The organism is Streptomyces sp. CO7, from assembly GCF_053474865.1.
This window is the reverse complement of the sequence record NZ_JBRIOU010000006.1, coordinates 192208-204311: the sequence shown is the minus strand read 5'-3', so window position 1 is coordinate 204311 and position 12104 is coordinate 192208. Positions and strand designations below refer to the sequence as shown.

Below are 12104 nucleotides of genomic sequence, written 5' to 3'. Positions count from 1 at the left end.
CGCCGGGGGTTGCCCCGTCGAGAGGTGCGCCGCCGACGGGCGTGCCGTTGTCGTCCATGGCAGGAATGTAGCGCACACCGTCGTTTCCGCCACTGTCCGCGAAACGGGCCGCCGCGGAGGCTGGAGCCATGTCCCAGCACACCTCCACACCTCCGTCCCTTCCGGCCGGACGGCTCACCATGGCGCAGGGCACCGCCCTGTCCGTGGGCGCCGTGCTCGGCACCGGAGTCATCGCCCTCCCGGCGCTCGCCGCCGACATCGCGGGGCCCGCCTCGCTGCTGGCCTGGCTGGCGCTGGTGGTGCTCTCCGTGCCGCTGGCCGTCGCCTTCGCCGCCCTGGGGGCCCGCCACGCCGACGCGGGCGGCGTCTCCACCTACGCCCGGCTCGCGTTCGGCGAGCGGAGCGCCGCGGTCGCCGGCTGGTGCTTCTACCTCGCCATACCGCCGGGCGCCACGGCCGCCGCCCTCTTCGGCGGCTCCTACGTCTCCGACGCGCTCGGCGGCGGGACGCCCACCACCGTGGTCACCGCGGCCGGCCTGATGGGCACGGTCACGGCGGTCAACGCCGCCGGACTCCGCCTCACCGGGCGGCTGCAGGTCGTCCTCTTCGCGCTCCTGCTCGCCCTGCTGACCGCCGCCGTGCTCTTCTCCCTCCCGCACGCCGACACCGCCAACCTGCGGCCGTTCGCCCCGCACGGCTGGTCCGCCGTCGGACCCGCTGCTGCCCTGCTGGTGTTCTGCTTCGCCGGGTGGGAGGCGGTCGCCCACCTCGCGGGCGAGTTCCGGCGGCCCGACCGGGACCTGCCCCGCGCCACCGGGGCCGCCGTCGCGATCGTCGGCGTGGTGTACCTGGCGGCCGCCTTCGTCGTCGTCTCCGTCCTCGGCTCCGGCGCCGGGCACTCCGGGGCGCCGCTCGGCGACCTGATGGCCCGGGGTCTGGGCGAGGGCGCGCGTCCGCTCGCCGCGGTGGCCGCGCTGCTGCTCACCTTCGGCACCATGAACGCCTACTTCGCCGGCGCCGCCAAGCTCGGCGCCGCCCTGGGCCGGGACGGCGCGCTGCCGCGGTGGTTCGCCAGGGGCAGCACGGTGGGGCAGACGCCGCGCCGCAGCCTGCTGTTCGTCGCCGCCCTCGCCCTGCTGACCCTGGCGGCGGTCGTCGTCTCCGGGACGGGCGCCGAACCGGCGGTCATGTTCTCCGCGGCCTCCTTCGCCGTGGTGTACGCGATCGGGGTCGCCGCCGCCATCCGCCTCCTCCCGCACGGGAGTTGGGGCCGCCGTTGCGCCTGGGCGGCGCTGGCCGCGGTCACCGCCCTGCTGGCCCTGTGCGGCTTCCACCTGGCCTGGCCGCTCCTGGTGACCTGCGCGGCCCTCGTCACCGTCCGCGTCACCCGCCGCCGTCGTGCGAGGGCCGCGGCATGTCTCGCCGCGACGGCCTGAAACGGTGCGGGAGGCCGCGCGGGGCGTGCTAGGGGATGGTCAGGGAGCAGAGCCGGCTGCCGGGGTCGAAGACGCGCAGGTCCCTGATCATCTTGTGGGCCAGGAACAGGTGACCGCGCTGGTCGGGGTGCAGCCCGTCCCCCAGGAGACGCGTGGGCACGCTGCCGCCGTGGGCCGCCTGCCAGTGGGCGTGGTGGTCGATGAGGACGACGCCCTGCTCCTGCGCGACCCCTCGCATGATGTCGGCGTATTCACCGAGTGCCGCGCGGTTGCTCCATCGCGTGAGGTCCACGGGGTTGGGGGTCTGCAGGACCGGTACGGCCCCACCGGGCAGGGCGCGGACGGCGGCGACCAGTCTCAGGAGGTTCGCCCTGTAGACCGCCTGTCCGATGCCTGGGGTCGCGACGTCGTTGGTGCCCAGCATGATCGACACAACGCGTGGGGCGAACGCCGTGACCCGTTGGGAGAACGCCGCCAGAAGGTCGCTTGTTGTGCTGCCGCTGACACCGGTGTCGATCACGAAGTCGGAGTTCTTGGCCTTGCCCAGCTCCCAGCGGACGCGCTCCTGGAAGTGCTCGGTGTAACTGCGCCAGCCGTTGGTCCACAGCGCGCCGTGCGTGATGCTGTCACCCGTGATCACCCAGGTGGCGGGGGTGTCGGAGTTGAGGAACCCGGAGAGGGCGCCGAAGTCCGTCAGGTCCACGCGGACGCTCTGCGCCTGCAGCTCCGCCTGGGTCAGCGCCCGGTCGTACACGGCGATCCGGCGGATGCCGCCGGTGTAGAACCATTCGCCGCCGGGGTGGGTGCTGTCGAGGTTGCGCCCCACGTTGACCGAGGCCAGCCCGGGGACGGCGGAGAAGAACTGGGTGTTCGCCAAGGTCAGCACGGGGCGTCCGTCGGCGTGGAAGGTGGTGCCGTTGCCGGAGACCGTCACGGCGAACGTGTGCCAGGCGCCGTCGTCGTACATCGTGCGGGTGAGACGGTTGACCTTGACCGCGCCCCTGTCCCGGACGACGAACTGCAGGGCCCCGCCCGCCAGTCCCAGGAAGACCTCGCTGGACGGCTCCGCCGGGTTCGACACGCTGAGGAGGGTCATCGCCGGATTGCGGCTGGTGGTCCTGCAGGTGGCGAGGACGGTCCCGGCGCCCAGCCCTGCGACAGCCGCCACGTGTGCGGAGAGGTCGGTGTACGACGTGCCGTCGTAGGTCTTCTCGATCCGGTGGTCCAGGACCGGTCCCACGGTCTCCGCGGCGAACGCCCGGCCCGCGGGACCGGTGATCGCGGCGGCCAGGGAGCCGGCGGCGGTCAGTACGGTGCGTCTTCGCATGGTTCGTTCCTCGTGTCGTGTCGTGGAGCGGCCCGGGGAGGCCGCTCCGGCCGGGCCGTGGGACGCGCCGTCGGTCGGGGCGTGGGGCGGGCCCCGTCGGTTCAGGATTGGGGGAGGAAGGCCCACGTCTGGAGCGCGGCGGGACCGGCCGACTGCTGGGAGACCGGTGCTCCGTCGGCGCCGGACGCCAAGGTCAGCAGCAGGCCGCTGGACCTGGCGGTCAGGGTGTAGCCGCCGTTCCTCCACGTGGCGGTCCAGCGCTGGTTGGCCGCGCCGCTGCACGGCCACTGGATGACGGCCGCTCCCGCCTGCGTGGAGTTGTCGCGGATGTCCGCGCACAGGCCCGAGTTCACGTTCCGCAAGGTGTGGGTGCCGTCCGCGTTGCGGGTGACCGACCACTTCTGGTTGCTGCCGCCGTGCCACTTCCAGCCGTGTAGCTGGGTCCCCTGCGCGGTCGAGTTGGCGGGTACGTCGATGGCCTGGCCGCCCGTGGAGATCTGGTACACCCCGTTCGCCGGTCCCGGGGGAGCGGTGCAGGCGGACGTCGCCTGGTGGGCGCCGCGGTCGGGAACGCAACCGGCCGCGACAGGGTTGCCGAAGTAATCCTGTCCGCCGGGCGAGCCCATGGCCCTGCCGTTGGCGAGCGCGGACGAGCCGGTCCGGAGCCGGTAACCGTCCGCGTCGGCGCGCGAGGTCGCGGTGCCCGGCGCGGCGAGCTGCGGATCGGCGGTCACCTTGTTCGGGTCGGCCGGCTCACCGGCCGGGTGGCTGCCGTGGAAGACGTTCGAGTCGAACGCCAGACCGCCCACGTCGACGTAGGAGGCCTCGGACGTGGCCACGTGGAAGATGTTGTTGCTGAAGACGGCGTTCGCGGCGCCCGACCCGTTGGCGTTGCTGATGATCTCCACCGGACGGGAGAGGTGGAAGGTGTTGTTGTAGATCTGCGTGTTGGTGGTCCTCGCGCAGACCATGTCGAAGAGTTGACCGCCGTCGTTCTGGCTGATGTTGTAGCGCACGACGTTGTCGGCGGTGGTCGAGCCGGAGCCGTTGCACAGGAGGATGAAGCCGCCCTCGTTGTCGTGGCTGTAGTTGTACTGGTAGACGGTGCCGATGTTGGCCTCGTCGATGTCCAGCCCCTGGCCGTCGCACTCGCTTTTTCCGCCGCTGACCTCGTTGTACTGGTACAGGGCGCGGTTGGTGTTCCAGCCCCAGACGCCCGCGGCGCAATGGGCCGGTTCGCGCTCGCGGAAGCCGTCGACCCTGTTGTGCTCGACGAGCGCGCCCTCGGTGTGGTGCGGCACGATCGCGTCGCCGCCGATGTCGGTCACGGTGTTGCCGCGGACGACGACGCGGGTCTGTGGCGTCCAGGTCCCGCAGGCCGTACCGCAGTTGGGGTTGGCGAGCTCCGGCCGCAGCATCCATCGCGTCCAGAAGTGGATGCCGTAGCGGTCGACGGTGCGCACCACGTTGTTCTCGACCACCACGTCGTCGAATCGGGTCGGTGTCGTCCGGCCGAGGACCTCGAAGAAGATGCCCGCGCTGGCGTCGTCGTCCTTCTTGGTCTGGTTGCCGTTCACGTCGTGCACCTCCAGCCCACGGATCCGGTAGTACGTGCCGGTTCCGGAGTCGGTGCGGGTGATGTGGACGCCGCGCCTCGTCGCCGCGGTCTCCCCCTTGTTGGAGATGTCGAGGTCGGCGATCTCCCAGTGCTCCTGGTCCGCGAGCCGGACCACGTCCGTCACCTGGCCGGCGCCCGCCAGCCTCGGCTTGGCCCCACTGCCGTAGGCGCCGATCCGGATCGGGCTCCCCGGAGATCCCGAGCCCTTGGGGAAGAGCTGCTGCCCGGTGCAGGTGGAACCTCGCTTCAGGAGGATCGTGTCACCGGGCTGGAACGTGCGGGCGTTGACCGTCGCCAGGGCGTTCCAGGGCTGGGTCCGGCTGCCGTCGCCACCGGCGGCGGCACCGCAGTCCACGTGGAAGGACTGGGCCTGCGCGGACGCGTGGCCGGGAGGTGCGAACCCCACCGAGGCGAGGGGGAGCGACAGGACGGACAGGAACAGAGCGAGGTTTCGTGGGCGCACGGTGTCTCCCTGCGAGGTCGTCGGACGGGTCGGGGAGGTGCGAGGTACGCGTGCAGGCCGGTGCGACGTGCTCGTACAGGCCGCTCGGACAAGACAGGAGACGTCTGATGTCTTGGCCACCAGGACGGTAGGAGACGTGTGGGGACACCGTCAAGAGTGCGCGCCACGTCTGCGTTCCGGACGGTCCGCCGTCCGGTGGTGCGGCGGTCCGGCCGTTGCCGCGGGGGCGGCCACCGGCGGGAGACGGACTGCGGACAGGACCCTGTTGGCATCGGCAACGCCATCTGCCATAGTCCGGGTCGTGCCGCACGGGAACGCCCCGCCGTGCCCCGGCGCGGCACGCCTGATCCCTTCCCGGCCGGCCGTGTGCGTGGCTGCCGGGCGCGACGGGCCCGACGGAGGGGTTGGCCATGACGACGACGACACCGGGGGACCACCGGAACGCGGAGGAGCCGGCGGCCGCGCCGGGGCCGGTCCTGACCCATCCGCACGGCCGGCTGCTGCGGGCCGGACGACCGCACCGGATCCTGTCGGGCTCCTTGCACTACTTCCGCGTCCACCCGCAGCAGTGGGCCGACCGGCTGGAGCGGGTCGCGGCCATGGGCCTGAACACCGTGGACACCTACGTCCCGTGGAACTTCCACGAACCGCGCCCCGGCCGGCACCTGTTCAGCGGGTCGCGCGACGTCGAACGCTTCCTGCGCACGGCCCAGGAGGCCGGTCTGGACGTCGTCGTGCGACCCGGCCCGTACATCTGCGCCGAGTGGGACAACGGAGGACTGCCCGTCTGGCTCACGGGCCGCCCGGGCATGCGTCTCCGCTCCTCCCACCCGCCGTACCTGGCGGAGGTGGAGCGCTGGTTCGACGAGCTGATCCCGCGGATCGCGGCCCTCCAGGCGGGCCGGGGTGGACCGGTGGTCGCCGTGCAGATCGAGAACGAGTACGGCAGCTACGGTGACGACCACGCCTACGTCGGCCGGGTGCGGGACGCTCTTGTCGCCCGCGGCATCACCGAACTGCTCTACACGGCCGACGGCCCCACCGAACTGATGCAGGACGGCGGCGGTTTGCCCGGCCACCTTGCCGCCGCCACGTTCGGCTCCCACGCCGGGGAGGCGGCCGCACTGCTGCGGTCGCGCCGTCGCGACGAGCCCTTCCTGTGCGCCGAATACTGGAACGGCTGGTTCGACCACTGGGGCGAGAAGCACCACGTCCGCTCGGTCCCGAGCGCCGTCGCCACCCTCTCCGACATCCTCGGTGCCGACGGCTCGGTCAGCCTCTACATGGCGTACGGCGGCACGAACTTCGGACTGTGGTCCGGCGCCAACCACGACGGCACGACTTACCAGCCGACCGTGACCAGCTACGACTCCGACGCTCCGATCGCCGAGCACGGGGCGCTCACCGAGAAGTTCCACGCCTACCGGGACCTGCTGCACACGGTCGCCGGGGTCCCGCGGCGTCCGCTGCCGGCCGATCCGCCGCTGCTGTCCCCCCGTAGCCTTCCCGTCACCCGCGAAGCCGGCCTGCTGAGGGGACTCCGCGCCGCCTCCGCCCCGGTCACCTCTCCCCACCCCCTGACCTTCGAGGAGCTGGACCAGGCTTCGGGTCTGGTCCTCCACCGTGCCACGCCGGACCTGCCGGCAGGCAGCCATCGGCTCACCGCCCACGGACTGCGCGATCGCGCCCAGGTCTTCCTCGACGGCGTACCCCTCGGCGTCCTCGACCAGCAGAACGCCTCCCTCGCTCTGCCGGGCCGGGGCGGACGGGCCGTGCTGGAACTGCTGGTGGAGAATCAGGGGCGGGTGAACTACGGGCCCCGGCTCGGCGAGCACAAGGGCATCCTCGGTGGGGTCACGGTCGGCCCACGGCTGATGCACGGCTGGACGATGCATCCGCTGCCGCTCGACACCTGGACCGAGGAGGACCTGGCACGAGCGGTGTCGGCCGCGCCGCCGGAAGGGGCCGCGGGGTTCGCGACGGCACGCTTCACGGTCGCCCGGCCTGCCGACGGCTTCCTCGCCCTTCCCGGCTTCGCCAAGGGATTCGTCTGGGTGAACGGCACCCTGCTGGGCCGCCACTGGGAGATCGGCCCCCAGCGCACGCTCTACCTGCCCGCTCCGCTCCTGGTACCGGGCGAGAACGTCCTCACCCTGCTGGAGCTCGAACGACTGGGCGACCGGGTGGAGATCCTCGGCCGGCCCGACCTCGGACCGGCCGAGGAGTACGTCGAAACCTTCTGACCGGTGGGAAGCGCGGAGGACGGCACGACCGCTCCGGCGCGAGGTCGCGGAGCCGGTGAGCGGCAATGCGGTGGACCAGCGTGGCGAAGGACGTGACGAAGCCGCTCGGAGCGAGGCAACGTGCGAGTGGCTCCGTGCGTCCCTCCCACTGCACCAAGAGGCATGCGCCCCACGCCACTCCGGAAGACAGCGAGCACCTCCATGACCGTCTCTCCCGTCACCGCCTCGGAGTCCGACACGAGCAAAAGAGCCTGGGCCTTCGCCGTGGCGTCGGCGTTCGGCGGGGGACTCCTTCTCGGCGTCCTGACCAACCTCGGCCAGGGCTGGCTTCCCGGAGCCTGGAACCAGATCGCCAACTCAGGTGCGGTGTGGTCCGTCGCCGCGTTCGTCGCAGGCGCACTGTCTGCCCGGAAGGCGGGCCTGCCCGCGGCCGCCGTCGCGGGCCTGTGCGCCGAGTCCGGTCTCGTCGTCGGCTACTACGGCTACGCGGAGGTGGCGCGCGACGGCATGGGTTCCCTGTTCGCCCCCCTCGTCTGGCTGGGCATGGCGTTCGTCGCCGGCCCCCTGTTCGCAGTGGCGGGATCCTGGTGGCGCGTCGCAGGCCCGCGCCACCGTGTCGTCGGGCTCGCCGCCCTCGCGGGCGTCTTCGGCACGGAGGCCATCCATTACGCCTGGGCCCTGCACTACGCCCCTCAGGCATGGGCCTGCCTCGCCGTCGCGGTCCTCACGGCACTGCTGATGGGCCGCACCATCGAGGAACGCGTCCTCACCCTGCTGGCTGCCGCCCTGTTCTCGCTGCTGGCCTACCTCGTCCTCTACGAATTGATCTTGACCACGCTCCTCGGCTGACGCATGGTCGGTGCACGGATGGGGGCGGCGGCCGGCCGTACGCCCCGTGGAAGGGGAGACCATGAGCCGTCCACTGCTGTTCCTCGACGTCGACGGTCCTCTCAACCCCTACGCCGCCAAGCCCACGAGGAGGCCCGACGGTTACACCACGATCCGGGTTCCGCGGGGCGCCGGGCACCGGCCGTTGCGCGTCTGGCTCCATCCGGGGCACGGTGCGCAACTGCTGGCCCTCGACTACGAGTTGTGCTGGGCCACCACCTGGATGGCGAAGGCGAACCGGTGGATCGCCCCCGTGGTCGGACTTCCGGAACTCCCGTACGTCGACTTCGGCGACGCCCTGTTCCGGGAGCGGCCGGACGGCGTCCACTGGAAGACCGAGGTCCTCGTCGCGTACGCGGGAGGCCAGCCCTTCGCCTGGGTGGACGACGAACAGAGCGCCGCGGACGACGCCTACGTCGCCGCCCGCCACCGCGCCCCCGCTCTGCTCCACCACGTCAACCCGCGCATCGGCCTGCGCGACGACGACCTGACCATCCTGGCCGACTTCGCGCAGACCGTCGGCGCGAAGTGAACACCCCTGTCCGGACCGGCCGTCGGGGACCGTGGGCAGGGGAAAATCAGCTGCGCCGGTCGCGAGGCCGGCGTAAGGTCCTGGCCAAGGCGGGGTCGTAGCACAGAGGTAATGCGCCGCGATGACATCTCGGAGGACGCCGGTTCGAATCCGGCCGCCCCGCCCCTCACCGGCCTTCGCACCCCGCCGCGGCGCCACCAGCGGCGGGACATGTACACACGTACGCGCGGCTCGGGCCGGCGGCGGGGTGAGCCGCGCGCCGGCCCGGGGGGCCGATGTCAGTGCCAGCCGTACCGTTCGCGGAGCCGGTGGACCACCAGGTTGAACCGCATGCGGTCCAGGGCGCAGGCCTCGCGGCGCATGCCGGCGTCGTGGACGCGCAGCACACGGTCCACCGCCACCCACGAGGGGCGGCCGGAGCGGTCCCAGGGGCCGCTGCCGATCGGCACCCAGTCGCGGTCGCCGTCGTGGTCCTTGCTGGACAGCTGCACCGCCAGCAGCGTCCCGCCCGGCTCCCGGGCGACGACCAGCACCGGGCGGTCCTTGCCCCGGCCGTCGTTCTCCTCGTACGGCACCCACGTCCAGACGATCTCGCCGGGATCGGGGTCGCCGTCATGGGCGGGGGAGTACTCGGTGCGGACCCGGCCGACGGCGCGCGCGTCGGCCTCTGTGGTCGCGGACGGGCCGAAACGGCCCGGGACCTCGTCGATGGGAACGGTCATCGCCCCACCGTAGGAGGGCTGTTGACCCACCCTGGCGGCGGGGTCGCCACCCTGGCCGGTCCGCCAGGACCGCATCAGGTCACGAACCCGGCGAACCAGCCGCGGGGATCCTTCCGGCCGGTCAGGCCGGCTCGCCGCCCTTGCCCTCGGCGGCGCCGCCCTGGGCCCCGCCGCCCTGCTCCGCCTGTGCCTGCTGGGCGGCCACGGAACGGCGGACCTCCTCCATGTCCAGTCCGCGCGCCTGGCCGATCAGGTCCTCCAGCACCGGGGCCGGCAGCGCGCCGGGCTGCGCGAAGACGGCCACCTGGTCCCGCACGATCATCAGTGTCGGGATCGACTGGATGCCGAACGCCTGGGCGAGCTCCGGCTGAGCCTCGGTGTCCACCTTGGCGAACACCAGGTCCGGGTTGGCCTCCGCGGCCTTCTCGTACACCGGGGCGAACTGCTTGCACGGCCCGCACCAGTCGGCCCAGAAGTCGATGAGAACGAACTCGTTCTCGGTGACCGTCTGGTCGAAGTTCTCCTTGGTGAGCTCCACGGTGCTGCTCATGAGCTGACTACCTCTTCCTGGACGTCGTACGGCTGACTGCGCCCGGCCACCGGCGACAACGGCACGACCGGGCGGGGTATTCCGTTCGCCCCATATGGCCGTGCGCGTGCCGCCTCCGCGACCCGGCAGACCCGTCCGGCCCAGCGGACGGGTCCGGCGCGCCTACCCGTGTGGCCGGTTCGCACACCACCCGGAAGACTGAGCCGCATGACCGAGACCGAGACCTTCGCCTACGACGTCGTCGTGATCGGCGCCGGACCCGTCGGCGAGAACGTCGCCGACCGCACCCTCGCCGCCGGGCTGTCCACCGCCGTGGTGGAGAGCGAACTGGTGGGCGGGGAGTGCTCCTACTGGGCCTGCATGCCCAGCAAGGCGCTGCTGCGGCCGGTGATCGCGCGCGCCGACGCCCGCCGCACGCCCGGCCTGCGCGCCGCCGCCCGGGCGCCCCTCGACGCGGCGGAGGTGCTCGCCCACCGCGACGAGGAGGCGGCGCACTGGAAGGACGACGGCCAGGTCGCGTGGCTGGAAGGCGCCGGAGCGCGGCTGCACCGCGGACACGGCCGCCTGTCCGGCCCCCGCACCGTCACCGTCACCACACCGGAGGGCCGGACCGAGACCCTCACCGCCCGCCACGCCGTCGCCGTCTGCACCGGGAGCCGGGCCTCGCTGCCCGGCCTGCCCGGGCTGGACGACGGATCCGTCGCCCCCTGGACGAGCCGGGAGGCCACCTCCGCCCGCGAGGCGCCCGGCCGGCTCCTGGTGGTCGGCGGGGGAGTGGTCGCCGCCGAGATGGCCACCGCCTGGCAGAACCTCGGCTCCCGGGTCACCGTGCTGGTGCGCGGGAGCGGCCTGCTGGAGCGCATGGAGCCGTTCGCCGGCGAACTGGTCGCCGAGGCGTTGCGCGAGGCGGGCGCCGAGGTGCGCACGGGCGTCTCGGTCACCGCGGTGAGCAGGGAGAACGGCGCCGTGGTCGCCGTCACGGACGCGGGCGACCGGGTGGAGGCCGACGAGATCCTGTTCGCCACGGGCAGGGCGCCGCGCACCGACGGCCTCGGGCTGGAGACGGTGGGACTGGAGCCCGGCTCGTGGCTCGAGGTGGACGACACCCTGCGGGTCACCGGGAGCGACTGGCTGTACGCGGCCGGGGACGTCAACCACCGGGCGCTGCTCACCCACCAGGGCAAGTACCAGGCGCGGGTCGCGGGCGACGCGATCGGCGCCCGGGCCAGGGGGGAGGCGCCGCCGACGGCAGCCACCGCCGACGACGGGGCCGTGCCCCAGGTGGTCTTCACCGACCCCGAGGTCGCCTCGGTGGGCGTCACCCTCGCCGAGGCGGAACGGGCCGGGCACCGGGTGCGGGCGGTGGACGTGGACCTCGCCACCGTGGCCGGCGCGGGGCTCTACGCCGACGGCTACCGTGGCCGGGCCCGGATGGTCGTCGACCTGGACAAGGGGATCCTGCGCGGCGTCACCTTCGTCGGGCCGGGGGTCGGCGAGCTGCTGCACTCGGCGACCGTCGCGGTGGTCGCCCAGGTACCGGTCGCGCGCCTCTGGCACGCCGTCCCGGCCTACCCGACCCTCAGCGAGGTCTGGCTCCGCCTCCTGGAGGCCTACCGGGGCTGACGCCGCCCCGTCCGCCGCGGGCCCGACGCGCCCCGGGCCGGGGCGCCCCTGCCGTGAACAGACACGGCCGCATTCCGCCACCACCTGACCCCGGTGTCACCGGCCCCGGCCCCGAACCACCGGGCCGGGGCCGGACGTCACGGGGCCGGACGTCACGCGTCCTCGAAGTCGCCCGCCATCGCGGCGGCCAGCCGCAGGTGCGGGCGCGCCTCCTCGTCGCGGCCCTGCCGCTCCAAGGTGCGCCCGAGGAGGAGGTGGGCGTACCCCTCCGCCGGGTGACGCTCCACCAGCACCCGGCACTCGGCCTCCGCCCGCCGCAGCTGCGCCGAGTGGTAGTAGGACCGCGCCAGCAGCAGCCGCGGGCCGCTCTGCTCCGGGACCTCCTCCACCAGCGACGCGAGCACCCGCGCGGCGTCCGCGTAGTTCTTCCGCCCGAAGTGCCTCTGCGCCCTGTCCCAGCGCTCGGCCGGCGTTCCGTGGTCGTGGTACGACCTGGTCATCTCCACGTCGACCTCCCTTCGCACGCCTGAACACCGCACGGCGGCCCACTGTTCCGCGAGGCGTCCCGGCGGCCTCCGGGCGACTTTCTGTCGCGACGAGACACCTCCAGATCGTTGACAAGTCCCTGTCATTGGCCCGACATTACGAGCGAGTAACCCCCGCGTGTCCGCCCTGCGGACCCCCGGGTCCGTCCGCCTGCCC

Annotated in this window: 10 protein-coding genes and 1 tRNA gene; 6 read left to right on the top strand and 5 right to left on the bottom strand. The window is 73.0% G+C overall.

The features are described from left to right. Window positions 1–128 precede the first annotated feature (128 nt). A complete protein-coding gene (locus tag ACOV8S_RS22310) occupies window positions 129–1436 on the top strand; it encodes an APC family permease (protein WP_448319727.1) in 1308 nt (435 codons plus the stop codon). Between the two features lie 28 nt (window positions 1437–1464). Here ACOV8S_RS22310 and ACOV8S_RS22305 read toward each other — a convergent pair whose 3' ends face one another. Next, window positions 1465–2763 (bottom strand): GDSL-type esterase/lipase family protein, encoded by a 1299-nt coding sequence (locus ACOV8S_RS22305; protein WP_448319726.1) that lies wholly within the window; start codon window positions 2761–2763, stop codon window positions 1465–1467. A gap of 101 nt (window positions 2764–2864) precedes the next feature. Continuing rightward, the gene (locus tag ACOV8S_RS22300; protein WP_448319724.1) at window positions 2865–4844 is read right to left on the bottom strand and encodes an RICIN domain-containing protein; all 1980 of its coding nucleotides are present in this window, start codon (window positions 4842–4844) and stop codon (window positions 2865–2867) included. Window positions 4845–5254: 410 nt separating this feature from the next. On the opposite strand from ACOV8S_RS22300, the gene ACOV8S_RS22295 reads away from it, so the two are divergent. The 4 genes from ACOV8S_RS22295 (at window position 5255) to ACOV8S_RS22280 (ending at window position 8671) form a co-directional block, all read left to right on the top strand. Then, window positions 5255–7087, top strand: a complete 1833-nt coding sequence (locus ACOV8S_RS22295) for a beta-galactosidase (RefSeq protein WP_448319723.1) — start codon at window positions 5255–5257, stop codon at window positions 7085–7087. Window positions 7088–7288: 201 nt separating this feature from the next. Beyond that, on the top strand, window positions 7289–7936 hold the full coding sequence (locus ACOV8S_RS22290; protein ID WP_448319721.1) for a DUF6518 family protein: 648 nt from the start codon (window positions 7289–7291) through the stop codon (window positions 7934–7936). Window positions 7937–7997: 61 nt separating this feature from the next. Beyond that, window positions 7998–8507 (top strand): hypothetical protein, encoded by a 510-nt coding sequence (locus ACOV8S_RS22285; RefSeq protein WP_448319720.1) that lies wholly within the window; start codon window positions 7998–8000, stop codon window positions 8505–8507. An 89-nt stretch (window positions 8508–8596) separates the two neighbouring features. Then, window positions 8597–8671 (top strand) — tRNA-Val (locus tag ACOV8S_RS22280). Window positions 8672–8785: 114 nt separating this feature from the next. Here the strand turns inward: ACOV8S_RS22280 and ACOV8S_RS22275 are convergent. Both ACOV8S_RS22275 and trxA read right to left on the bottom strand, forming a co-directional pair. Continuing rightward, window positions 8786–9229 carry a type II toxin-antitoxin system PemK/MazF family toxin gene (locus ACOV8S_RS22275; protein ID WP_448319719.1) on the bottom strand — a complete coding sequence of 148 codons (444 nt, stop codon included), beginning with the start codon at window positions 9227–9229 and terminating at the stop codon, window positions 8786–8788. 121 nt (window positions 9230–9350) lie between these two features. Further along, a complete protein-coding gene (gene trxA / locus ACOV8S_RS22270; RefSeq protein ID WP_448319717.1) occupies window positions 9351–9779 on the bottom strand; it encodes a thioredoxin in 429 nt (142 codons plus the stop codon). A gap of 207 nt (window positions 9780–9986) precedes the next feature. Between trxA and ACOV8S_RS22265 the strand changes: the two genes are divergently transcribed. Beyond that, window positions 9987–11402 (top strand): dihydrolipoyl dehydrogenase family protein, encoded by a 1416-nt coding sequence (locus ACOV8S_RS22265; RefSeq protein WP_448319716.1) that lies wholly within the window; start codon window positions 9987–9989, stop codon window positions 11400–11402. A 152-nt stretch (window positions 11403–11554) separates the two neighbouring features. Here the strand turns inward: ACOV8S_RS22265 and ACOV8S_RS22260 are convergent, their stop codons facing one another. Next, the gene (locus ACOV8S_RS22260; RefSeq protein ID WP_448320113.1) at window positions 11555–11902 is read right to left on the bottom strand and encodes a tetratricopeptide repeat protein; all 348 of its coding nucleotides are present in this window, start codon (window positions 11900–11902) and stop codon (window positions 11555–11557) included. Window positions 11903–12104 lie beyond the last annotated feature (202 nt).

Excerpts from the sequence above, each read along its gene's own strand:
- ACOV8S_RS22310 (WP_448319727.1), top strand. The coding sequence starts at position 129 with ATGTCCCAGCACACCTCCACACCTCCGTCCCTTCCGGCCGGACGGCTC.
- ACOV8S_RS22305 (WP_448319726.1), bottom strand. The coding sequence starts at position 2,763 with ATGCGAAGACGCACCGTACTGACCGCCGCCGGCTCCCTGGCCGCCGCG.
- ACOV8S_RS22295 (WP_448319723.1), top strand. The coding sequence starts at position 5,255 with ATGACGACGACGACACCGGGGGACCACCGGAACGCGGAGGAGCCGGCG.
- ACOV8S_RS22290 (WP_448319721.1), top strand. The coding sequence starts at position 7,289 with ATGACCGTCTCTCCCGTCACCGCCTCGGAGTCCGACACGAGCAAAAGA.
- ACOV8S_RS22285 (WP_448319720.1), top strand. The coding sequence starts at position 7,998 with ATGAGCCGTCCACTGCTGTTCCTCGACGTCGACGGTCCTCTCAACCCC.
- ACOV8S_RS22275 (WP_448319719.1), bottom strand. The coding sequence starts at position 9,229 with ATGACCGTTCCCATCGACGAGGTCCCGGGCCGTTTCGGCCCGTCCGCG.
- trxA (WP_448319717.1), bottom strand. The coding sequence starts at position 9,779 with ATGAGCAGCACCGTGGAGCTCACCAAGGAGAACTTCGACCAGACGGTC.
- ACOV8S_RS22265 (WP_448319716.1), top strand. The coding sequence starts at position 9,987 with ATGACCGAGACCGAGACCTTCGCCTACGACGTCGTCGTGATCGGCGCC.
- ACOV8S_RS22260 (WP_448320113.1), bottom strand. The coding sequence starts at position 11,902 with ATGACCAGGTCGTACCACGACCACGGAACGCCGGCCGAGCGCTGGGAC.